This window comes from Nostoc sp. DSM 114159 (genome assembly GCF_053470285.1).
Genome location: NZ_JBPFEH010000001.1, coordinates 2,707,666 through 2,729,957 on the forward strand (window position 1 = coordinate 2,707,666; position 22,292 = coordinate 2,729,957).

The 22,292-nt window shown below is 41.6% G+C and carries 27 protein-coding genes and 1 other RNA gene; 9 read left to right on the forward strand and 19 right to left on the reverse strand.

All coding sequences use genetic code 11. From position 1 onward, the window contains the following. Nucleotides 1–144: 144 nt before the first annotated feature. From ssrA to petL, 10 genes are all read right to left on the reverse strand, one after another. Nucleotides 145–535: a transfer-messenger RNA gene (ssrA, locus tag ACR5KR_RS11175) on the reverse strand. A gap of 171 nt (nucleotides 536–706) precedes the next feature. Then, a complete protein-coding gene (locus ACR5KR_RS11180) occupies nucleotides 707–1,654 on the reverse strand; it encodes a F0F1 ATP synthase subunit gamma (protein WP_445626488.1) in 948 nt (315 codons plus the stop codon). Nucleotides 1,655–1,750: 96 nt separating this feature from the next. Further along, complete coding sequence (gene atpA, locus ACR5KR_RS11185; RefSeq protein WP_448266570.1) at nucleotides 1,751–3,265, reverse strand: F0F1 ATP synthase subunit alpha; 1,515 nt, start codon at nucleotides 3,263–3,265, stop codon at nucleotides 1,751–1,753. A gap of 232 nt (nucleotides 3,266–3,497) precedes the next feature. Then, nucleotides 3,498–4,052: an ATP synthase F1 subunit delta gene (gene atpH / locus ACR5KR_RS11190; protein WP_445626486.1), complete on the reverse strand. Its 555-nt coding sequence runs from the start codon at nucleotides 4,050–4,052 to the stop codon at nucleotides 3,498–3,500. Then, on the reverse strand, nucleotides 4,049–4,621 hold the full coding sequence (locus ACR5KR_RS11195; RefSeq protein WP_448266571.1) for a F0F1 ATP synthase subunit B: 573 nt from the start codon (nucleotides 4,619–4,621) through the stop codon (nucleotides 4,049–4,051). Before ACR5KR_RS11195 ends, atpH begins: the two co-directional genes overlap by 4 nt. A gap of 194 nt (nucleotides 4,622–4,815) precedes the next feature. Further along, nucleotides 4,816–5,247, reverse strand: coding sequence for a F0F1 ATP synthase subunit B' (locus ACR5KR_RS11200; RefSeq protein ID WP_322715098.1), 432 nt, complete (start codon nucleotides 5,245–5,247; stop codon nucleotides 4,816–4,818). A gap of 181 nt (nucleotides 5,248–5,428) precedes the next feature. After that, nucleotides 5,429–5,674 carry an ATP synthase F0 subunit C gene (atpE, locus tag ACR5KR_RS11205; protein WP_012411162.1) on the reverse strand — a complete coding sequence of 82 codons (246 nt, stop codon included), beginning with the start codon at nucleotides 5,672–5,674 and terminating at the stop codon, nucleotides 5,429–5,431. A 232-nt stretch (nucleotides 5,675–5,906) separates the two neighbouring features. Further along, on the reverse strand, nucleotides 5,907–6,668 hold the full coding sequence (gene atpB, locus ACR5KR_RS11210; RefSeq protein ID WP_322652708.1) for a F0F1 ATP synthase subunit A: 762 nt from the start codon (nucleotides 6,666–6,668) through the stop codon (nucleotides 5,907–5,909). A 60-nt stretch (nucleotides 6,669–6,728) separates the two neighbouring features. Then, on the reverse strand, nucleotides 6,729–7,169 hold the full coding sequence (locus ACR5KR_RS11215) for an ATP synthase subunit I (protein WP_292873069.1): 441 nt from the start codon (nucleotides 7,167–7,169) through the stop codon (nucleotides 6,729–6,731). 268 nt (nucleotides 7,170–7,437) lie between these two features. Further along, nucleotides 7,438–7,533: a cytochrome b6-f complex subunit PetL gene (gene petL / locus ACR5KR_RS11220; protein ID WP_099101760.1), complete on the reverse strand. Its 96-nt coding sequence runs from the start codon at nucleotides 7,531–7,533 to the stop codon at nucleotides 7,438–7,440. 220 nt (nucleotides 7,534–7,753) lie between these two features. On the opposite strand from petL, the gene aroB reads away from it, so the two are divergent. The 3 genes from aroB (at nucleotide 7,754) to ACR5KR_RS11235 (ending at nucleotide 10,202) form a co-directional block, all read left to right on the forward strand. After that, nucleotides 7,754–8,911 (forward strand): 3-dehydroquinate synthase, encoded by a 1,158-nt coding sequence (gene aroB / locus ACR5KR_RS11225; RefSeq protein WP_448266573.1) that lies wholly within the window; start codon nucleotides 7,754–7,756, stop codon nucleotides 8,909–8,911. 73 nt (nucleotides 8,912–8,984) lie between these two features. After that, nucleotides 8,985–9,620, forward strand: a complete 636-nt coding sequence (locus tag ACR5KR_RS11230; RefSeq protein WP_445626484.1) for a Uma2 family endonuclease — start codon at nucleotides 8,985–8,987, stop codon at nucleotides 9,618–9,620. A 189-nt stretch (nucleotides 9,621–9,809) separates the two neighbouring features. After that, entirely contained in the window at nucleotides 9,810–10,202 is a 393-nt protein-coding gene (locus ACR5KR_RS11235; RefSeq protein ID WP_448266574.1) for a hypothetical protein, read from the forward strand. 153 nt (nucleotides 10,203–10,355) lie between these two features. Here the strand turns inward: ACR5KR_RS11235 and ACR5KR_RS11240 are convergent, their stop codons facing one another. Then, the gene (locus ACR5KR_RS11240; protein WP_445626482.1) at nucleotides 10,356–10,571 is read right to left on the reverse strand and encodes a hypothetical protein; all 216 of its coding nucleotides are present in this window, start codon (nucleotides 10,569–10,571) and stop codon (nucleotides 10,356–10,358) included. A gap of 465 nt (nucleotides 10,572–11,036) precedes the next feature. Between ACR5KR_RS11240 and ACR5KR_RS11245 the strand changes: the two genes are divergently transcribed. Next, entirely contained in the window at nucleotides 11,037–11,348 is a 312-nt protein-coding gene (locus tag ACR5KR_RS11245) for a hypothetical protein (RefSeq protein WP_445632133.1), read from the forward strand. Between the two features lie 225 nt (nucleotides 11,349–11,573). Next, nucleotides 11,574–11,912 (forward strand): thioredoxin, encoded by a 339-nt coding sequence (trxA, locus tag ACR5KR_RS11250; RefSeq protein ID WP_322696114.1) that lies wholly within the window; start codon nucleotides 11,574–11,576, stop codon nucleotides 11,910–11,912. Nucleotides 11,913–11,965: 53 nt separating this feature from the next. Here the strand turns inward: trxA and ACR5KR_RS11255 are convergent, their stop codons facing one another. The 6 genes from ACR5KR_RS11255 to ACR5KR_RS11280 all read right to left on the reverse strand — a co-directional run bounded on the left by ACR5KR_RS11255 (nucleotide 11,966) and on the right by ACR5KR_RS11280 (nucleotide 18,163). Continuing rightward, nucleotides 11,966–12,499 carry a dihydrofolate reductase family protein gene (locus ACR5KR_RS11255; protein ID WP_448266575.1) on the reverse strand — a complete coding sequence of 178 codons (534 nt, stop codon included), beginning with the start codon at nucleotides 12,497–12,499 and terminating at the stop codon, nucleotides 11,966–11,968. A 142-nt stretch (nucleotides 12,500–12,641) separates the two neighbouring features. Next, on the reverse strand, nucleotides 12,642–12,896 hold the full coding sequence (locus ACR5KR_RS11260; protein WP_445626479.1) for a TIGR03643 family protein: 255 nt from the start codon (nucleotides 12,894–12,896) through the stop codon (nucleotides 12,642–12,644). A 44-nt stretch (nucleotides 12,897–12,940) separates the two neighbouring features. Further along, nucleotides 12,941–14,743 carry an ABC transporter ATP-binding protein gene (locus ACR5KR_RS11265; RefSeq protein WP_448266576.1) on the reverse strand — a complete coding sequence of 601 codons (1,803 nt, stop codon included), beginning with the start codon at nucleotides 14,741–14,743 and terminating at the stop codon, nucleotides 12,941–12,943. 134 nt (nucleotides 14,744–14,877) lie between these two features. Further along, nucleotides 14,878–16,656, reverse strand: coding sequence for an ABC transporter ATP-binding protein (locus ACR5KR_RS11270; protein WP_448266577.1), 1,779 nt, complete (start codon nucleotides 16,654–16,656; stop codon nucleotides 14,878–14,880). Nucleotides 16,657–16,745: 89 nt separating this feature from the next. Further along, entirely contained in the window at nucleotides 16,746–17,819 is a 1,074-nt protein-coding gene (locus ACR5KR_RS11275; RefSeq protein ID WP_448266578.1) for a WD40 repeat domain-containing protein, read from the reverse strand. Beyond that, nucleotides 17,819–18,163, reverse strand: coding sequence for a hypothetical protein (locus ACR5KR_RS11280; protein ID WP_448266579.1), 345 nt, complete (start codon nucleotides 18,161–18,163; stop codon nucleotides 17,819–17,821). The genes ACR5KR_RS11275 and ACR5KR_RS11280 overlap by 1 nt, the downstream gene beginning before the upstream one ends. A gap of 264 nt (nucleotides 18,164–18,427) precedes the next feature. Here ACR5KR_RS11280 and ACR5KR_RS11285 point away from each other — a divergent pair, with 264 nt between their 5' ends. Beyond that, nucleotides 18,428–19,489 carry an L-histidine N(alpha)-methyltransferase gene (locus ACR5KR_RS11285; protein ID WP_448266580.1) on the forward strand — a complete coding sequence of 354 codons (1,062 nt, stop codon included), beginning with the start codon at nucleotides 18,428–18,430 and terminating at the stop codon, nucleotides 19,487–19,489. A gap of 225 nt (nucleotides 19,490–19,714) precedes the next feature. Here ACR5KR_RS11285 and ACR5KR_RS11290 read toward each other — a convergent pair whose 3' ends face one another. After that, the gene (locus ACR5KR_RS11290) at nucleotides 19,715–19,927 is read right to left on the reverse strand and encodes a type II toxin-antitoxin system HicB family antitoxin (RefSeq protein ID WP_448266581.1); all 213 of its coding nucleotides are present in this window, start codon (nucleotides 19,925–19,927) and stop codon (nucleotides 19,715–19,717) included. Then, the gene (locus tag ACR5KR_RS11295; protein ID WP_448266582.1) at nucleotides 19,911–20,177 is read right to left on the reverse strand and encodes a type II toxin-antitoxin system HicA family toxin; all 267 of its coding nucleotides are present in this window, start codon (nucleotides 20,175–20,177) and stop codon (nucleotides 19,911–19,913) included. The genes ACR5KR_RS11290 and ACR5KR_RS11295 overlap by 17 nt, the downstream gene beginning before the upstream one ends. 108 nt (nucleotides 20,178–20,285) lie before the next feature. On the opposite strand from ACR5KR_RS11295, the gene ACR5KR_RS11300 reads away from it, so the two are divergent. From ACR5KR_RS11300 to ACR5KR_RS11310, 3 genes are all read left to right on the forward strand, one after another. Further along, the gene (locus ACR5KR_RS11300; RefSeq protein ID WP_448266583.1) at nucleotides 20,286–20,471 is read left to right on the forward strand and encodes a hypothetical protein; all 186 of its coding nucleotides are present in this window, start codon (nucleotides 20,286–20,288) and stop codon (nucleotides 20,469–20,471) included. A 231-nt stretch (nucleotides 20,472–20,702) separates the two neighbouring features. After that, a complete protein-coding gene (locus ACR5KR_RS11305) occupies nucleotides 20,703–21,473 on the forward strand; it encodes a pentapeptide repeat-containing protein (protein ID WP_448266584.1) in 771 nt (256 codons plus the stop codon). A gap of 109 nt (nucleotides 21,474–21,582) precedes the next feature. Further along, nucleotides 21,583–22,206, forward strand: a complete 624-nt coding sequence (locus ACR5KR_RS11310; protein ID WP_448266585.1) for a TenA family protein — start codon at nucleotides 21,583–21,585, stop codon at nucleotides 22,204–22,206. The last annotated feature ends 86 nt before the right edge of the window (nucleotides 22,207–22,292 follow it).

Consider the following 22,292-nt stretch of genomic DNA (forward strand, 5'->3'; position numbering starts at 1 on the left):
TTTGGGCTTCACTAAACGGTATTGCTATTTTAGCCGTTGAATGAACTCAAGTTAACTGTGCATTATAGAAAATTATGATGGAGTTTTCCATAAAACAAAGCCCACTTACACATCACAGTGTCAAGTGGACTTGTTAACTATTTTTAGTGGATCCGAGCAGAGTCGAACTGCTGTCCAAATTGGGTATTGACCCCCCGCTCATTCACAGGTTTAGCCTTTCTGACCCTCAAGGCGGGAATCGTTCATTATCCCGAACGTAGGATGCTCTGATTTAATCTTAGCCAGCAAGCCAACCAGAGAACGCTTGCTAGAGCATCCGTTGGGGTTTGGTCTTCAGTCCTTAACGGAGTCAAACTAAAGACGCTCGAACCTGTAAGAGGTGTTTTAGGCTGCTACTAGAGCATCCTTACGAGCAAAGTTAACGATGTTATTCGCATTTACTTTTTGTTTGAGCCTTTGATTTGCGAGAGGAGACTCACTCTCGACCTGAATCACAGAGCAGCGTTCGCCAACCTGTCGAAACCGTGACGGACCCATGCGCTTCATATTTCAATTATAGTACGCGATTTTTAATTCGTAATTCGTAATTCGTAATTCGTAATTATCAAAGTCAGGATATATAGCTCCCATTACTCAAAATAGCCAATCGTTAATGGTTTTAAAATTAGCGATTGGCTATTTACGACGATCCACAACAAGTATTTTTCTAAGTTAGTGCTTCAGCACCGCCCACAACTTCAAGGAGTTCTTGGGTAATTGCAGCTTGTCGAGCTTTGTTGTAGGACAGGGTTAAAGTGTTAATCAGTTCACCGGCATTGTCGCTGGCATTACTCATAGCTGTCATCCGCGCTGCTAGTTCGCTAGCTGCTGATTCTTGTAGCGCCCGCAATAGCTGGTTACTCAGATACAGGGGCAATAGAGAATCGAGAATCTGCACGGGATCTTGCTCGAAGATCATGTCAGGAGCCAACGTGCGGGCTTGGCTAGTCACTTTCTCGCGTTCGACTTCAAATTTACCACCACGGGTTGTCAAGCGGAAGATTTCATCATCGCCTGCTTCTAGACCTTGGGGATCGAGGGGCAGTAAGGTTTGTACCACAGGACGGGAGCTAACTAAGGAAATGAATCTGGTATAGATTAATTCGATGCGATCGACTTCTTCGGAAAGAAACAAAGAAAGTAGCTGGTCAGCAATCTGATTGGCTTCTGCTGCGGTGGGAATTTGCTCTAAGCCGCTGTAGGTGGCATCAATTGGCTGATTGCGGCGCTGAAAGTACTGTGTAGCTTTGCGTCCGACGAGTACAAATTGATAGTTTAAACCTTCTGCCTGGATTTCTTTAGCGCGGTTTTCTGCACGACGGATAACGTTACTATTGTAGCCGCCGCATAGACCGCGATCGCCTGAAATTACCAACAACCCGACTGATTTAACTTGGCGTTTTCTCAGCAGTGGTAGGTTTGCTTCTTCAAAGCGCAGACGGCTTTGCAAACCATACAATACTTGTGCCAAGCGATCGGCAAAGGGGCGAGTTGCTAGCACTTGTTCTTGCGCCCGACGCACTCTAGCCGCAGCTACCAGACGCATGGCTTCTGTGATTTTTTTGGTGTTTTTGACCGACTGAATGCGATCGCGTATTGCTTTTAGATTGGGCATATTCTTGAGTTAGGAGTTGGGAGTTAGGAGTTAGGAGTTAAGAGGTAGGAGTATTTCATTAACTTTTAACTCTTAACTCTTCACTCCTCACTTTAATTACGCTGCTGCTTTGAAGGTCTTCTTGTATTCGGTAAGTGCTTCCTTTAAGGCAGCTTCTTCTGCATCACCTAGCGCTTTGGAGGCTCTTACTCCTTCGGCATACTTACCAGTCTTTAAGTACTCGCGCAGACCTTGGGTAAAGCTAGTGACTTTATCTACGGGAACGTCGTCTAAGTAACCATTGATACCAGCGTATAGAATTGCTACTTGCTCGTATACTGAAAGTGGCGAATTTTGTGGCTGCTTGAGGAGTTCGCGTAACCGTTGACCCCGTGCTAACTGGTCTTGAGTGGCTTTATCTAAGTCAGAAGCAAATTGAGCGAAGGCTTGCAGGTCGTCAAATTGGGCTAGTTCCAATTTAATCTTACCGGCAACTTTTTTCATTGCCTTGGTTTGCGCCGCAGAACCCACGCGGGATACAGAAATACCGGGGTTCACAGCCGGACGGATACCAGCGTTGAACAAGTCAGAAGACAGGAATATCTGACCATCGGTAATAGAAATTACGTTGGTGGGGATGTATGCCGAAACGTCACCAGCTTGGGTTTCGATGATTGGTAGGGCGGTCATACTGCCTTTACCTAATTCGTCACTTAGCTTTGCGGCTCTTTCTAGCAAACGGGAGTGAATGTAGAATACATCTCCAGGGTAAGCTTCGCGTCCGGGTGGACGACGCAGCAACAGGGACATTTGGCGATAAGCTTGGGCTTGCTTGGAGAGATCGTCATAAATTACCAGGGTAGCTTTGCCTTTGTACATGAAGTACTCAGCAATAGTTGCGCCTGTGTAGGGTGCTAGGAATTGCAGGGTTGCTGGGTCACTGGCATTAGCAGCGACGACGATGGTGTAATCAAGTGCGCCTTTTTCTTGTAATGTCTGCACCACGTTAGCGACGGTGGACGCCTTTTGACCGATCGCAACGTAGACACAAATTACATCTTCTTCTTTTTGGTTGATGATTGTGTCGATCGCGATCGCAGTTTTACCGGTTTGACGGTCGCCAATAATCAATTCTCGTTGACCGCGACCGATGGGAATCATTGAGTCAATAGCTGTGATACCCGTTTGCATGGGTTCGTGTACTGACCGACGAGCAATGATACCGGGTGCTGGAGATTCAATCAAACGGCTGTCTGAGGATTTGATGTCTCCTTTGCCATCAATGGGGCGACCCAAAGCGTCTACAACTCGTCCAATTAAGGCTTCTCCTACTGGAATCTGAGCAATTCTACCAGTAGCGGTTACAGAGCTACCTTCTTGAATTTCTAGCCCTTCACCCATAAGCACCGCGCCCACGTTGTCTTCTTCTAAGTTCTGGGCGATGCCAATTGTGCCATCTTCAAATTCTAAGAGTTCCCCAGCCATAGCCTTTTCCAGACCATAGATCCGGGCAATACCGTCACCTACTTGTAGAACGGTACCAACGTTAGCAACTTTGACCTCTTGATCGTATTGCTCGATTTGTTGTTGGATAATGCTGCTAATTTCGTCAGGTCTAATTGATATGCTCATGTGTCTATCTTGTTTGCTTTCGAGACGGGAAAATTCAATAGTTAGGAGTGATGAGTTAAGAGTGATGAGTTAAGAGCGATGAGTTAAAAAAGCAAAGGTTAAAAGTTAAAAGTCAAAATAAATTATTGTTTACTTAACTCTTAACCCCTAACTTCTGTACAGACGCGATTAATCGCGTCTCTACTCCTAACTCTTGTACAGACGCGATTAATCGCGTCTCTACTCCTAACTCTTAACTATTAGTTAAGCGCAATGAAAGGCGGCGCAACTGACCCCGGATACTGGCATCAATTACCTGTGAACCTACTTTAATAATCACACCACCAATTAACTCGTTGTCTACCCTGGTTTCTAGTTCTACCTGGCGAGCATTAGTTATGGCAATGACCTTTTGAATGATTGCCTGCTGTTGAGCTTCTGTGAGGGGAACGGCTGAAATCACTTCCGCTAATACGGTTTGATTCAGCTGCCGCAACAGCGCCAGATATTGTTGAAAAATCGATTCCAAGAATGCAATGCGGCGTTTGTCTACTAGCACCAACAAAAAGTTGCGTAAGTAGGGGTTAGAGCCTTCACCAAGTATTTGTTTGATCAGAGCTTTTTTGTTCTCAGGCTGAATAAACGGGTTGCCAAAGAAGTTTTGTAGCTGTTTGTCTGCTTTTAACAGCCCCAGTAAAGTACGCGCATCTTCCCCGAACTCTTCTGTCAAATTTTTCGATTGCGCTATTGACAAAAGTGCCTGTGCATAGGGTTGGGCTACTTCGGCTGTTGCTACTTGACTTGTCATACATTGCCTCCCAGTTGTGCGATGCTGCGGTCAATTAAACTTTGTTGAGCATCGTCGGCAATCCCGCCTTTGAGTTGCGATTCGACTTTTTGCAATGCTAGTGCAGCAACTCTTTGCCGTAGTTGAGCGATCGCTCGCTCTGTTTCGGTATTTAAATCTGCTGCTGCTGTTTGTTTCAAGCGTTCTACGTCTTGCGCTGCCTTCGCTAACAAGGCTTCTTTCGTCTTTTGGGCGTTTTCTGTGGCAGATTGGCGGATGCGTTCTGCCTCTGCTTGAGATTGCTTCAATTGCTCTTGCGCTTGGGAAAGGGCAGTCTTTGCCTCTTTTAAGCGCCCTTCTGCTTCCTGAATTGCAGTGGCAATATTGGATTGTCGCTCGTTCAGGATATTGCTTAAAACCTTACGTCCGAAGTAGAATAATATGCCAATCAGAATCGTTAGATTGATCAGATTGGTTTCAAAAATGTCTAGGTTTAGACCGAAACCACCTTCTGCTGCGCCTTCTGCCAATTCAGAGCCAACAGCGTTCGCTTCTGCGGCAAGTAATAAGAATGTCCCCATGATACCCATTTACAAGTGCGCTGCTCGCTTGCTAATACGTTGTATTTTTCCCAAGTGAAGGAAATTTAAGTATCTTTTCCCCGTAAGGAAATCTAAGTATCTTTCCCGAGAAGGGAAAAAGTGCCTTTTTTTGACACTTAAATTTTGCGCTCTGGACTAGGGACCAGCTGCGCCTATGCTTTCACGGAACCAGTCTGGTTAGCTTATCTAACTGGAGTTGGCCCCAATAGTTTTTCTAGAATCTGCCTGCTTAGAGCATCAACTTGTTGCTCTAAGGTACGAAAGGCTTCTTGCTTTTGTTGTTCTATTTCAACAGAAGCTTGTTCTCGTTGAGACTGAGCTTCCTTTTGGGCCTCGGCGATTTTCTCGGCAGTAATTTTTTTAGCTTCCAGTTGAGCTGCTTCTAGAGTAGCTTGCGATTGTCTGCGAGCGTCTGCGAGTTGCTGCTCATATTCGGCGGCTAAACGCTCGGCTTTTGCCAAGCTTTCTTTCGCCTCAAGGGTATTCGTTCGGATATAATTATCGCGATCGTCTAGTACCTTGGTCAGTGGCTTATAGAAAATTGCATTCAACAAAGCTGCTAGTAGCAGGAATTGCAATGCCATGAAGGGCAAGGTAGCATCGAAATCAAACATTTGTCTCCTCTTTGGCTGGAGTAGCAGTTTTCATGGCTAGCAACATCATCCAACCTTTCATATTTTAGAGACCCATAGCCAACAAGGGTCAACTGTACATTACAACTATTAAGATACCCAAAATCTTTTGATTGTAGAGGCGTGATGGTTCACGTCTCCACACTCACAAAAATTTTAGGTATTAGCCGAAAGGATTAGCAAACAGCAATACCAGGGCAATTACTAGACCATAGATAGTCAAGGATTCCATGAATGCCAAGGTTAATAGCAGAGTACCGCGAATTTTTCCTTCTGCTTCAGGTTGACGAGCAATACCTTCTACTGCTTGTCCAGCAGCGTTTCCTTGACCGATACCAGGGCCAATTGCAGCTAAACCAATCGCTAAAGCAGCAGCGAGAACTGAAGCAGCCTGAACTAATGGATCCATGTTGATTTTCCTTGCTTTGATTACAAAACTAACAGACATTACGTTAACAATTAGAAACGTGGTTTTCACGCTGCACCTGAGTTCTTTAGATCGCGCTTTGCGATGTTTTGAGCGAAAATGCTCTTGGAACTGTGCTATCAACTGAGAAGTTTAACAGTTATTCAGTTACCAGTTATCAGTTGTCAGTTGCACCGCACGCTTGATAACTGTTCACTATTAACTGTTCACTGATTTAATGCTCCTCATGTCCTTCTTCACCATGCCCCTCCATTGCCTCATGAATGTATGCTCCGGCTAGGGTGGCAAAAACCAGGGCTTGAATGGCACTGGTAAATAAACCCAAGGCCATTACAGGCAGAGGTACAAATAGAGGAACTAGTAGCACCAGCACCGCTACTACCAATTCATCCGCCAAAATATTACCAAATAGCCGGAAGCTTAGGGAGAGGGGCTTGGTGAAATCTTCGAGAATTGCGATCGGCAACAAAACAGGGGTTGGCTCTATATATTTCTTAAAGTAGCCTAAACCCCGTTTGCTAAAACCTGCGTAAAAGTACGCTAAAGAGGTCAGCAATGCCAATGCGACTGTCGTATTGATGTCATTGGTGGGAGCTGCCAATTCGCCCGAAGGTAGCTTGATGAGCTTCCAGGGAATTAGCGCACCTGACCAGTTCGATACGAAAATAAACAAGAACAATGTGCCAATAAATGGCACCCAAGGGCGGTACTCTTTCTCACCAAGTTGGTTTTTTGCCAAATCACGAATAAATTCTAAGGCATATTCCATCAAATTCTGGATGCCCTTGGGAATTCTTTGTGCGTTGCGAGTAGCAGCAATTGAAGCCACTACTAGAATACTAATCACAAACCATGAGGTGAGAAAAACTTGCCCATGAATTTTAAGATTGCCCAACTGCCAGTAGAAATGATGACCTACTTCTAATTCGGCGAGGGGAAAAGAATTAAAGGCGTTTAAGACACTAAGCATTTGCATTCTTCAAGCATTTTCCCCAACGAGCGAGGATGGGATTACTATCTTTGTGAGCCTGACTTTTTAAGAATCAGGAATGAACGCAATTTGCACCATATAGACGAGGAGCGTGGCTTTGTAAGTTAGAAATCCCAAAAAAATGGGCAAAATCTGTAGCTCACGCCATCGAGTTGCTACGATCATGACTCCAATAAACAGAGCAAAACGAGTTTTGCTCAGACTGGTTTTTTCACTACCAAGCTGCTCAACATCTCTTGCCAACATTTTTAAGTAAACCACACCTGTACACGCCCCAATTAAATAATTTAGGGCAATGTTTAAGGAATAAAAAATCCACACAGAGATAAAAATAACCCCCGTCAAGACAAGCGTGATTACCAATAATCGCTGGAAGAGTTGATAGAACTCTTGCATGGAGTTACCTGATTCTGTGTCTTCAGAACCAGTTTTAGCATCTTGTTGCGTTGTCGGAGTGGGCGCAATTGATTCGTCTGACAAGCTCACGGGACTTGAAACCAGTACAGTTAAATATGATGACTGCACATTCAGTCAGCTGAATCATATCACGATCCAGTAACAATACTTTAGGAAAAAACAATTAACTTCTTGTCAACATCAGGCAGTAAGTACCGACGGACTAAAGCCTACAGCAATTTTATTAAGTCCACGTTGCCGGAATTGGTGAAAAAGTAAAGGTTTTATAGCCTATTTGTCAACTGAGGGCAGGCAAGATGCCCGCCCCCACAAGAGTTTTGGGTTAAATATACCTCGATTAAATTATTTTGGCAGTCCGTAGACCGAACAGCAATCCTACAGATAAGCCAAAGAATAAACCCAAGAAGACGATATAAGATACAATTGCAAACATTTATTGCTCTCCAGAATACTTCCTAAATCTATTGAATCATTAGTTGTTGGGTATTGGGGATGGGGTATGGGACATTGGGCATGGGGGTAGAGGAGAAATACTTACTGCAACTTCTTTGCTGCTTCCCTGCTTCTTACCAATCCCCTATGCCCAATGCCCTATGCCCATTTCGTAGATTGCGATACAATACAGCCCACAAGCGCTTGTTTGGGGTTGGGCAATGACTTCTGTAATTAATGTAAATTTACCAGAGCAGTCTTATGAGATTGTGATAACTTCTCTTCTCCCGTCGGAGACGCTGCGCGAACGAGACGCTACGCGAACGTCGAGCGACGCTAACGCACCTTCGAGTTTAGATCGACTGGGTCAACGGATGGCCAGTCTCAAGCTGGGCAAGAAGGTACTGCTAGTTTCTAATCCGACGATTTTTAAGCATTTTGGCGAAAGAGCAATTACATCCCTCAAATCTGCTGGTTTTGAAGTTGCTAGCTGCACTCTACCACCTGGTGAACGCTACAAAACCCTCAATTCCATCCAAAAACTCTACGATGTAGCCTTGGAAAACCGCCTAGAACGTTCTTCTACGATGGTGGCTTTGGGCGGAGGTGTAATTGGCGATATGACTGGCTTTGCAGCCGCAACTTGGCTACGCGGTATTAATGTTGTCCAAGTGCCTACCTCTTTGTTGGCGATGGTAGATTCGGCAATTGGTGGCAAAACTGGTGTGAATCATCCCCAAGGTAAAAACTTAATTGGGGCATTCCATCAACCGCGTTTGGTTTTGATTGACCCAGATGTGTTAAAAACTCTACCTATGCGCGAGTTTCGGGCAGGAATGGCAGAAGTTATTAAGTACGGTGTGATTTGGGATGCCGAATTGTTTACCCAGTTAGAAGCAAGTAAACGCCTCGACCAACTCCGCTATGTCAAACCTGACTTAATAACCACCATATTAACGCGCTCTTGTCAAGCTAAAGCTGATGTTGTTGGCAAAGATGAGAAAGAAGGCGGATTACGGGCAATTCTCAATTATGGACACACCATCGGTCATACAGTGGAAAGTTTGACTGGTTATCGTCTAGTAAATCATGGTGAAGCGGTGGCTATTGGTATGGTAGCAGCCGGTCAAATTGCTGTGGATTTGGGACTGTGGCAAAAAGAAGACACAGAACGTCAAAATGCTTTAATTCAAAAAGCGGGTTTACCAACTCAGTTACCAGATGGAGTAGATATTGAAGCAATTATTGAGGCGTTGCAGTTAGATAAGAAAGTCAAAGCGGGGAAAGTGCGGTTTGTTTTACCAACAGAGATTGGTGTAGTAACAATTACCGATGAAGTGCCATCGGATATTATTCGGCAAGTGTTGCGGGGAATGTGAACAATTTGAAGAAGAATTAAGGAGTCAGAATAAAAGTTAGTTGCTCTGTTCTTCAATTACGAATTAATGAGCCATGATACTCCAAGGCAAAAATCAATTAACTTTGCAAGAGTTCCTAAATCTTCCACCAAGCGAGGGAGACATAACTTATGAGCTAGTTGATGGCCAAGCAATTCCTAAAATGTCACCAAAATTTTTTCACGCGAAACTTACTCGCGTTATTCTTAATTTGATTGAGCAATCGTGTGAGGGTAAAGGAGAAGTTTGCCCGGAATGGGCTGTTGCTTTAACTCGTCGAGGACGAGATTGGATGCCAATTCCAGATATTTTATACATTTCTTATAAGCGTTTACCCGCCAACTGGGATGAAAATGAAGCTTGTCCTGTTCCTCCTGATTTGGTGATTGAGATTATTTCGCCCTTCGGGTTCGAGAGTTCGCAATCGGCGGAAACCGCCAAGACTGCGACTCTCTCACCAGGGCAAACCTTTGGACAAATGGCGGCTAAAGCCAAAGACTATTTGGATGCTCAGGTGCTGCGGGTATGGATATTAGATAGTAAAGCCAGAAGCATTACTGTTTTTTATCCAGACGCAGCGCCACAAACTTATATGGGAGAAGAACTACTCACAGATTCTTTGTTTGAGGGACTGCAATTTACTGTTGAGCGGGTGTTTCAAAAGGCGAAAATACCATTAGCTACTGAATAGCACAATTCTCTTGCTTTCAACATCCATCGAAATTTCAAGTAGCGGAAGGTTTGTCTAACTTTAACCAGTTGCTTGAGCAACTTATCTGGTTAATTTAGATAGTAGCCATATTTACGCTGTACTGTACTAATAGTTTAGCTGGTTAATTCATAATTCATCCATTTGTAGGAGGTAATTAGCAAGGAATAAATGTATTTTATTTATAATCAGACCAAGACTAATATGGTTAAAAACTGTCTTCACGCAACCGATCTATCAACGATGTTAAACTTAATATTTACCAGATGTATAAAAATAAAACCTTTGGTGCTTTCAACAGCTTTTTTACTGGCTGTACAGACTTCTGCCAATGCTGAACAAGCAGTTTCTAATTTGACTCCAAGACAAGCTCAACATTTATCCCGTGACTTGGTTCCATATAATTCTCAAGAATTTTTTAGACAAGGAAAAAATTCAATTGAGAGAGAAATTCAAATTCTTAATCAAAGGCAACAGCGCCCAATTAAACCTATTCTGAAGATTGATTCAGTACCGCAAAGCAAAAGACCACATACTCAGCAAAAACCCCAACGTCTTATCTAAGTAAGAATCATCACTCTTCTATGGCTTTTGCTTGTCTTGTTAATTTTTAAACTGTAGCACATAAGCTACATTTCCAGACATCACGATCGCTATACTTTGCTTTTGGCCAACAGAGGTTTTGTATTTCCAATTTTGCAACAAAAGTTTACAATCTTATTCGTCTAGCAAACTCATCAACGCTTGAATTTCAGCGTCTTGCTCTTGCGGCTCTGATAATTGAGACTGTAGCTTTAATAATTGACTCTGTAATTCTTCTGCTACATGAAGCATTTCAGACTCTTGTGCAATTTTTAGCTGATTTTCTTTAATTTTGATTTGTTTAAGCAAGTCATTTTCAACATGAATTGAGTTGTAATGTTGAGCAATCATAGCTTTACATTTATTATCAATCTATGGAGTGCAATTAAATTTCTCACTTATGTATTATTCCACACTTTTTTCATTTTTGAAATATCTAGGCGATTTAATCTCAATAGCTCATAGTTTTTAGTCTGTTCTCTTCTCAAAATTTTGGGAATATTGACTTCAGCTACTTCCAGTTAAAAAACATCCGATCTTAGGGATGCCCCAATGTACGCCCCTAATACAAATGTACGAATAATTTAGGATAATTTATTTTTTGTAAGTTACCAATATAGAAATTGTCATCGTGAGAACATATAGCTAGCTGTGCCAGTTTACCTCTGTAGCATATTTATATTTTTATAGGCTTTTGTAAAAATGAAAATATGAAATAAAATTGGTTGGCTTAGGGCAAATTTTTAGACAAAACATATTAACTTTTTGGTTAATTTTCCAAGTATTGTAGATATGTTAAATATTATTTTGAGCAGTATGGACTTAAAATCGATCGAGAAAAAGATTTATACCTTTATAAAAATTATATCTACAGCGCTGATAACAAGCGCAATTGGATTGGAATCGTGGAATATTTATGCAGTAATAACTAACATTCCTCTACCAAGCAGCCTTAATCCAATTTTTTTGATTGAGCGTTTTGCGATGATATGCCATTTTATTGAAAGTATTATAGCAGCTTTTTATGCACCTTCAAGACAAAAGATGCCAATAAAATATGCTATTTATACTTTTTTTGTCGGCACAATTGGGTTGTTAGAATTATTTGACCAGCAGAATGACTGTTGACGCTTCTACGCCTTGAAGGTAGGGGTTTTTGGATAGTAATGTGCGTTATGCGATCGCACCTACGTAAAAAACTACAAGTCATTAAATATACCATTACAGCAAAAATCATCTGTGGGAGTTTTCCTATGAATGTAGGTAACTAATTAATCTGACACTCAGAAGGGAGTATAGTTTGTATAGTTAGTTTTTTGCCGAAATTTTAGTTTGCCACTAAGGAATTAAAAAATGTCTACTGATACTGACATAGTTACTTACGTTGAAGAAAGTGAATTTGATGTTGTTTTAAATGGAAGTGAAGAGAAAGTTGTTGTTGTTGATTTTACTGCTACTTGGTGTGGCCCCTGTCGCCTAGTCAGTCCGTTAATGGATCAACTTGCCGAAGAATACAAAGGTCGTGCTAAAGTCGTTAAGGTAGATGTTGACAGGAATAAGCCCGTTTTCAAAAAATTCGGTCTTCGCAGTATTCCAGCAGTTTTAATTTTCAAAGATGGTATTTTAGCAGAAACTATAGTAGGGGTTTCTCCTTACGAAGACTTTAGCAACGCTGTTCAGAAGCTTGTTTAGCTAATTCGTAATTCGTAATTCGTAGAGAATATCATTAGGGATTACGAATTATTTTAACCATTTACTTTTCGCCTATAATGTGCCTGAAGTAAACCACTTGGATATTGTTGTGAGTTAATCAGCTCTAATTTTTCTTCATGGTTAGATGGTGGAAAAAGATGTATACCGCCACCTAAGATAATTGGAATCGTTGAAATAATATATTCGTCAATCAAGCTGTGCTGAAGAAACGAATTGATTAATTCTCCGCCACCAACTAGCCAGATATTTTTAAAACCTTGAGCCTCTATATCTGCTAACGCCTGTTTTACTGGGTTAGAAACAAATACAACGTCCTGACGATCGGATTGGAAATTACGCTGGGTGAATACGAAGGATTTTTTTTCTGGATAAGGCCAGCGATCAAAACCCAACCCTACTTCATACGTCTTGCTACCCAAGACGATCGCATCAATCGATTCGTAGAAATCACCATAACCATAGTCTTCATCTTCTGTATCAAGGATTGATAGCCACTCAATTTTGCCATCGTTGCGAGCAATGTAGCCATCCAAACTAGCTGCAATGTAGAGTGTAACTTTCGTCATTGTGCTTGGTGAATTTGGTAGTTTTCACTCAATGAGTACAAGCGATCGCACGCTTATTCTTTTTACAGCATTTTGGCCCTTGATGGTTTATATCACAAAAGAGCGATGCTACGACGGGCTACGCCTACGCTTACCCAATTACTTAGGTTTTTTGATTATGCGATTTAAACCGACCTGTAATAAATTCTCGCTGAGATAAATGCTTCGTATTGCGTTTGGTGACTCGTTCTCGCCACATCTTGAAACTAGATTCTTTCATTTCGCGCCTCATTAAGGCGATTACCTGTTTCTCCAACAGCCCAAACTGAGCTTCAATTGCATCAAAAGATGTTCTATCTTCCCATGCCATTTCAATGATGCGATCGATGGTTTGTGAATCAAGGTTAGGTAGCTTCATTTTTTTTTGCTGGCAATTAGTAAATTTGAGCTATATATAATATTTTACTTTTCGTTTTGAAGAACCATTGTGTCTGCTGCACCCAGTTGCAGAGCATAAAGGTTGGCATAAACACCTTGCTGATTAATGAGTTCGGCGTGAGTACCCTGTTCGACAATTTGTCCCTGCTGAATTACTAATACCCGATCTGCCTGCGTAACTGTACTGAGGCGGTGGGCAATTACGAAACTAGTACGACCTTGGAGCAAACGAGCGATCGCACTTTGTACTAGCGCTTCTGTGCGGGTGTCAATGCTGCTGGTGGCTTCATCCAGAATCAGAATTCGGGGATTAATTAATACCGCCCGAGCAATACTGATTAGTTGTCGCTGTCCTTGGCTCAGAGGCGCTCCCCGTTCCCCCAATTGAGTTGTATAACCCTGTGGTAATGAGGTAATGAACTCATGCACATTTGCTAGTTGTGCAGCCGCTTCGATATCAGCTTGGCTGGCGTAAGGAGCGCCAAAAGCTATATTTTCGGCGACAGTGCCGGTAAACAAAATATTGTCTTGCAGGACGATGCCAATTTGACGGCGCAGACTTGCTTGAGTCACGCTACGCACATCAATATCGTCAATTTTCACTGCACCGCTTGATACATCATAGAAACGCAAAATCAAGTTAATAATTGTACTTTTTCCCGAACCGGTTGGCCCGACTAATGCAACCATCTGTCCTGGATAGGCGTGTAAATTCACTCCTTTAAGAACCAGTCGATCTGGGTTATAGCCAAATTTGACATTCTCGAATGTCACTTCACCTTGAATAGGCGGCATTTCTATGGCATCAGGTGCATCTTTGAGTTCTGACGGTTCATCTAATAATAGAAATATTCGCTCTAATCCGGCAAAAGCAGATTGAGCTTGGGTGTAAAACTGGCTGAGAATTTGGATCGGGCGGAAGAACTGCTGGACGTAAAGTAAAAAGGATGTCACTACACCCACTGTTGCAGCTCCTGTTACCGCTAGATAACCGCCATAGGCTAGCACGCCAGCCGTTGCTAGTGTGTTGAGAAAATCGATAGAGGGCAAAAAGGCGGAAGTAATTGCCACAGCCTCAACGTTGGCATCTCTATTAGCGGCGTTAAGAATATCAAATTCTGCGATATTCATCTGTACGCGATTAAATGCTTGTGCTTCTCGGACGCTGCCAATATCTTCTTCTAACTTGGCGGAAAGTTCCCCAATGGTTTGTCGGGTGACGCGAAATCTGACTCTTGCCCAACGTGCAAATAAGCTTGTGGTAAAAATCATCAGTGGCACAACCAGATTGCTCAACAAACCAAGTCGCAGGTTGATTGAGAGCATGGCAATTACAATGCCCACCAAACTGAAAGTATTGCCCAGCATTTGGGCAATCGTCAGTCCAAATGCTTGATTCACGGTGTTGACATCATTCAGCAAGCGGCTCATTAAATCGCCTGCTTCGCTGCGATCGAAAAAGCTGAGTGGCAGACTTTGGATTTTAATGAAAATATCTTGTCTTAGTTGAGCCAGCAATCGCTGCATAATCCAGCCGACTCGAATAATTTGACCCCGAATTGCTAAGACACCAAGTCCGTAGTTCAGTCCTAGTAGCCCTAACAACATCAGCAGTCCTTGCAAATTCCCTTGTGCAATCAAACGATCGATCGACCAGCCGAGAAAGAATGGTCCAACTGCCTGAGTTATGGCACCAATTAATACTAATGTCAGAGCGATGGGAATTTCTTTGCGATAAAGCAGCACGTATTGTAAAAAGCGCCGCAGGGTGGAAAATTGCTGACTTGCGTTTTCCTCAGATGCAACAACGGGAATAGTGCCTCTCATAAAAATTTTAGATTTTGGATTTTGGACTTCGGCTCCTTTCGGCTCCGCTCAAGGCAAGTCGCTCAGTCGAACGATTTTAGATTAAAAGTCTTTATTACTAGGCTGTAAGCAAAATTAATTATGCTAATTGGAGATCATTTTTTCTCCTTTGGTTTTACCTGAGATTCCAAAATTACACCGTAGAGTGGACTGGTTTGCATCAATTTTTCGTGAGTGCCTTGTGCTACCAATCGTCCTTTATCCATGAGAAAAATGCGATCGGCATTTTTAACAGTGCTAATACGTTGAGCTACTACAAAGGTTGTACAAGCTTTTTGGCGCATTAAATGATCTAGTTCGGCTTGAATTTGGGCGGCAGTTTTGGCATCTATAGCCGAGGTACTATCGTCAAGTATCAGAATGCTGTAATCGGTTAGTAAGGTACGAGCGATCGCAATTCGCTGCTTTTGTCCTCCAGATAAGCCTACACCCCGTTCGCCCACAATCGTCTCGTAGCCATCGGCTAGACCGCTAATAAAATCGTGCATTTGGGCGGTTTTTGCAACTTCAATCACCTGCTCTAAGGTAGCATCAGGTTTGGCGTAGGCAATATTTTCGCGGATTGTGCCAGAAAAGAGGGTGGTTTCCTGAAAGACAATCCCAATATGCGATCTGAGGCTTTTGAGTGTGAAACTTTTTATATCTCGTCCGTCAATGCGAACTGCTCCCTTGGTGACATCGTAAAAGCGAGGAATCAGGTTCATGATTGTGCTTTTTCCCGAACCAGTCATTCCGAGAACGGCGATTAGCTCGTTAGGCTTGGTTTCAAAGGATACTTCTTTGAGAGTTTCGGTTGTCGCTCCGGGATAGCGAAAGGAAACATTTTCAAAGGTAATTCTACCACCGCAGGTGTCAAAGGGGACAGCACCAGGGCAATCGCGAATTTCTACCTCTGCATCCACAACTTCGTAGACACGTTCGGCGGAAGCAGCTGCTTGAGCGATCGCGGGTGCGGCAAATCCAATCAACAAAATTGGTTGGAGAATCAACGCTAGGTAGGAGTTAAACGCCACCAGCTCGCCAATGGAAAATCTGCGCCCAATCACCTGCGCTCCCCCATAGGCGAAAACTGCCAGTGTTACCAAATTACTCAGCAAGAATATCAAGGGAAAGGTATCGCGGATGGCGCTAATGGTCTTCATGTTTGCCTTGACTAGGCCATCATTCAGAGTTGTGTAACGCGACCTTTCGGTTGACTCCCGCACAAAGGCTTTAACTACACGGATTCCTAGCAAGTTCTCTTGCAAGATAGCATTGAGGTTGCTCAGTTGCTCTTGTACTTGCCGAAAAAGTTTGTTATTTCGGCTGACGAATAGTGCCATTAACCATGCGGTTATGGGCACTGCTGTTAGGCTAATCAGTGCTAATTGCCAGTTCATCACCAGCAAAACCACCGAAATACTCACCAATGTCACAACTGAACCGACGACCTGAATTAAACTAGTACCAACAAAGGTACGAATTTGTTCAATGTCGCTGGTGACACGGGTTAGTAGTTGGGAAGTCTGCGCCTGGTCATGAAAGCTGAAACTGAGATTTTGGATTTTGCTGAAAATTTTGTTTCGCAGTTCATAAGCAACACCCTGAGATGCTGCTTCTGCTAAATAGCTTTGTCCAAAGTTAAATACACCACGAGCGATCGCGGCAACTACCATCCAGGCGGCGCTATATAGCACAATTTGGAGATTTTTTGGCGCGATTCCCTCATCAATTCCCCACCGAAATAGTTGTGGAGTGAGTGCGTTGGCGATCGTCAACAGCAACAGGCTGACTAATGCTCCCAGTGAAGTCCACCGGTAAGTGCTTAAACTTTTAAGCACGCGCTGGGTTGCCTTTATCGACGAAGTTTCTTGGAGTTCTGGTTGCTGAACCAATGGTATTTACCCCTCTATCTTTGGAAAATTATCTCCTATTTTTGATTGTAAAAAACCAATTGGCTAGTCCATCAAGGGTGTTAGTATTATCACACTCCCCAGACTTTGATAGTAGCATCGTTAGCAAAGTAACTACTAATGTCACTGGAACTGACAATAGTTTGGCCATCTGGGCTGATAGCAATGTCTACAATTCGAGATGAATGACCTTCCAGTATGCAAAGTTTTTCACCCGTTTGTAAATCCCACACAATGATTGTATTGTCTGCACCTCCACTTACGATAACTTTAGCATCTGTACTGAAAGCCACAGGTGCGGAGCCTTCAAGTATATGTATTTTTTCTCCTCTAATTAAATCCCATAAAATGATAGTATTTATTCTATTCTCGACCCCTACACTTGCAAGAATATTGGCTTGGGGGCTTAGGAAAATAGGTTGATGACCGTGAATAATTCGATGACCTTGGAAAATATGAACTATCTTCTTTGTTTGGAAATTCCACACTTTGATGCTGGCATCCCCACTGCAAGTAACAAGAGTTTTTCCATCTTGGCTTAAGGTAGGGAAAAAAGTTTTATCCGATTTACTAAGAGGCACATTAAATGTAGCAATTCGTCGTTCACCAGTTTGTAAATCCCACATTTTAAGAACTATGTCATAAAAACCACGTGCATCCTTAAAGTGACAATACATAATAGTGAGAAACTGCTCTGAGGGGTTGACGATCAGATCGTTCTCTTCAGCTGTATTATGCCCGTATATAGTACTAACTAGCTGATCTGTCTGTAAATTCCAGACTTTAACAGGGTGTTCAGAGTCAGAGTAGTCATCATGAACGCGACGACCGAGAGAGATGGTTGTTTTATTCAGCAAATTGGTAGCGAAAGAGCCAGCGTAATTCCCTTTTAAAGTGCGAATTATCTCCTCTGTTTGTATGTCCCATAGACTTACTATACCTTCAGATGCAATGATAAGGGTTTGCGTATCAGGGATGAAAGCGATATTAACATAATCAGTAACATCATCAATATCATCATTTGGTAAATTGATATCCAAAGTGCGTATTAGCTGACCTGTTCTTAAATCCCAAAGGTTGCATTTTCCATTATCAACACTTACTAGAGTTTTCCAATCTGAACTGATTGAAGAACACAAAGACATTACAGTTTGCCCATTCCATGCATGAAGGCATTTAAAAAAATCATAGGTATATATTCTTGTAAGACCTCTTTTGCTGACCATTCTGTACTTTCTTGAAGTAGAAAATAGGCAGCTTCTCTCACTTCTATTGAAGAGTCATGCAACGAATGAATAATTATTTGTAAGCCAGCTTGACCATATTCAAAAGCATCCAGAAGAGCATCAATTTTTTGCTCAATCCTTCCATGCATCATCAACTGGTTAATTCTTTCAAGTTCTCCCAAAACTACATCATCTGCTGGGACTTTATAATGACCGCACAGAGATACATCATGCTCTTTTGGCTCTTGGGAATTATCTACCATAATGTAAGTAGACAGATATAACTAAATCTAATATCTAATTGCGAAGAGGAACGACGTTCGCGGAGCTTTCCCGTTAGCATAGCATCTCCGCCAAAAGAAGAGTAGCAAGGTTTATGTTGTTTTTGATTAAATTCTGTATGACTTGCGGCAAATTATTTGTGGTGCAAATTTCGAGTTTTGGGACAGTGGCATGGGAGAATACATTTTTAGCAAGCATTACGGCTAATCAATTTCAAGACCGAAGAAAACCAAAGAACAAGAATAATGGCTCAAAATTTTCATCGTAATTCCCAACTTCCCTCGGATATCTCAACTACTATCAGTCGCACAGCAAAGCCAAGTTCTGAGTTCTACTCTCTTTTTTCTGAAGAAGAAATTTCAGGAATAATTCATGCATTAGAAGTCAAACGAGAAATCCCTCTCAAGTATTCATATAAAGGGAGAGGTGCAAAAATTTGGAACGATTTTTATCTGAAACATGCTATTCCTAGATGGTATGGAAGGGCAAATGTAGAAATTGACCTTTTAAAAGAAAATTTTAAATACCTTAATGGTAATATCAAAGCTGGCGATCGAGTAAATATTATAGATGTTGGCGCAGGTAATTCCTATCCTGTTAAAAAGTTTATTCGCAAACTAAATAAATTAAAAAAAGTTAACAAATATATTGCTTTAGATATTAGCGAAGAATTGCTTCATGTCTCCAAAATGAATTTTAAAAAATGGTTTCCATTAATCGAGTTTATCAGTTCCACAATTGACATAGAAAGTAGTTGTGTACCCAAAAGTTTATTCCAAAATCAAGCTATCCTTGAAATTGACGACACAGCAAAAATATTTTTACACTTAGGTGTTACCATTGGAAATCATCAAAATAGAGATGAGGTGTTCAAAAACTTTAGAGATAGCATGGGAAAAAATGATCTGTTAGTATTTACCAACGAAACTGGTTCTAACTCTACATGGGATGGAATAGTTAGAGGTGGCTGCAAGTATCATGTAGAAGAAGTATATGGATGGGTTAAAAAGAAGATTGGGATAAAATCGGAAGATTGCGAACTAGTGAGAAAATACGATTTAAAAACAGATAGTATTGTTGCTAATCTGAAACTACGTCATGATTACACTATCAATTTTAGTCGGATGGGGATAGAGAAAAATATTGAAATCTCTAAAGGTGAAGAAATTACTATTTGGCGGCATCACAAGTATGAAATACCTAAACTATTGCAAGAAATAGAACGTTCTGGACTACAACTTATTCACTATACTACTAACAAATACAATTCACATATTATGGTGATTTGTAAGATTGCCAGTAACTAAGTTCTTCACTTAAAGAATGTTTGAAAATTTATGATTAACGTGAGTTAGATGAACCTCTCCCTCACAACCTCCCTCTCCCACGGGTCAAGGAAGGAGCAACGAGTAATTAGGGTTTTGGCTTTCCTCTTTGTGTCCAAGAGGGGTTGAGGGAGAAGTCAAAAAAGGGCTTGTCGAACTCACGTATGATTATGCTAAAAAATAAGTTGAACTTGCTTTGTGTATCAATTAAATGTACATCAAACGTGGTCTAGGCTCAGGAACTGGACGCCCCAAATCTTTAGCAGTTTCTATCCATTCTTGCACAACTAATTCTACATTATACAGTGCTTCTTGATAAGTATCACCGTCAGCAGCACAGCCTGGTAACTCTGGAACTTCAGCAATAAAAGCTCGATCTAATTCACTCCAGTAGAGAATAATTTCATACCGAAACATCATTTTTACTTCCTAGCTTATATTTGAGAATCACTGCCCGAACTTGTTTAATTTGATAGCTTTTGGCTTTTCCTTTTTTATGTTGCAGGTTCAATATCTCCTCAACATCGGCTTTGAAAAAAATACGATGATCGCCACGAATCCGTTCTTCAAAGCCTAGTGTATATAAAAGTTGCCACAGTTGGGCGAAAGGGATATCTGTATCAGAAGTCCCAGAGAGAATTTTTTCTAAGAGTTTGTCTTGCTGACTCACGTTTTTCTGACTGCCTTAATATTTCTATAGTCTCATATTTATTTAAAATCAGGGTATCTAAAAGCAAATCTATCATTTTGCTCCTGAGTTCAAGCATCCCTGATGACAATGACTAGTCCAGCTATAGGGCAAACTTTAGGCTTGGATACTGCTCTACTAATTGACTTGATTTTAACAAATACTAATTATTTGGATGTTACAGATGATTTTTTGGAAGCGATATTTTGCAGTGAGTTTAATTTTGTAACATCAGTTTTGCCTCTAGTAAAATGTATCATTTATCTTGACGAATGATGCTCATTTACCCTTCTTACTGGGGTTATCAATCTTAATATCGGCTCAATTTATACTTTCCCGACTTTTCTAGAATCCTTTAGCGTAAGGTTCTACAGGAAAGGTATCACCAATTTATAAGTGATGTAGGCAACTACAGAGGACAAATTATTGAGATTGCTCATATCATAATGCTGAGGTATAAATCCATCTCAGTTTATACTGTTATTGAGTAATAAATATTACATAAATATGAAGATTCAATTTCTAAGTGCAGTTGCATTTTTAACCACGATTAGTTTGACAACGACCGTACAAGCAGCTAATTCTGAACATGTTAAACAGTTATTAGCAACCAAACAATGTCAAAACTGTGATTTGATGAATGCAGGTTTAGTGATGGCTGACTTATCTGGAGCCAATTTGAGCGGTGCTAATCTCACAGGTGCAAACTTGAGCCGTGCAAATTTGAGCGGTGCAGATTTGCGGGGTGCAAACTTAAGTGGCGCGAGTTTATTTGGCGTTAACCTGAGCGAAGCTAAATTTAATGGGGCAAATTTGACGGGTGCTGATTTGAGAAATACTTATTTAGCAAATGCAGAACTAACTGGCGCTTACTTGAATGGGACTAACTTTCAAGGTGCAGTTGCGATACCATCACAAATTGCTTCACCAGCAGATTTTTATGCTTTGGGTGTAGCAGAAGGGCAAAAAGGCAACCAACAGCAAGCAATCAGTTATTTTAATCAAGCGATCGCAATTAAACCAGAATATGCAGATGCTTATCTTGCTCGTGGTGTCGCTCGTTACCAAATACTAGATAGACAAGGTGCATTCCAAGATGCTCAAGTTGCAGAAAAATTGTTTACATCCCAAAACAACAGCACTGGAACCCTAACAGCCCAAACTTTTATAAAAGAACTACAAACACCGGTTAATGAGAAGGTAAGTACTGGTAAACCCAGCTTCGTTGACTTTTTGGGAAGTATTGGCTCAGTCTTACTCCAGTTCTTCCCTTTTTAAAGGAGATAATAGTTGACAAATGACAAATACAACTCTTGGAGAGGCTCCACTTCGACTACGCTCAGTGACCACGCCAACGGCTTCGCTCAGTACAAGTGACAAATAACAAATGACTTTATCTAACGAATTATGGGCAGCAAATCAAGACTTAGCCCAAGCTTGCTTAGAGCATTCTTTCGTTCAAGGCATTGGCGATGGTACTCTTGAGCAAGCTAAATTTGCTTACTACGTAGGGCAAGATGCTTTTTTCTTAGAAGCTTTTGCCCGTGCCTACAGTATCGCCGCAGCCAAAGCACCAGACTGGTTAGGTTTCACCACATTTCATAATTTAGCTAGTGGAGTTTTAGAAGAACTTCGCCTGCATAGTAGTTATGCTTCTGAGTGGGGAGTCAATTTGTATGCTGTAGAACCTGCATCTGCTACTCGCCGCTATACTGATTTTTTGTTAGCAACTGCTTGGAGCAAAGATGTCGGTTTAACTGCTGCGGCAATGTCTCCCTGTATGCGTTTGTATGCCTTTTTAGGAGAAAAATTGGCTTGTAACGGTATTCCTAATCATCAATATGCAGACTGGATTCGTACTTATAGCAGCGCAGATTTTCAACCACTGACACAACAATTAGAAAATTTGGTTGACAATTATGCCGCTACTGATTCTGTTGTGCATTCAACTTATCGTTATGCGATGTTTTGTGAACGCGACTTTTTTCAGGCTGCGTGGATGTTCAGTTGAGCAAATTCATATCTAGCAACTTTTTTGACCTTTCCTAACTGTCGAACTCGCGTTGTTTTCAGATATCAAGCTGGGTAAAAATGCTA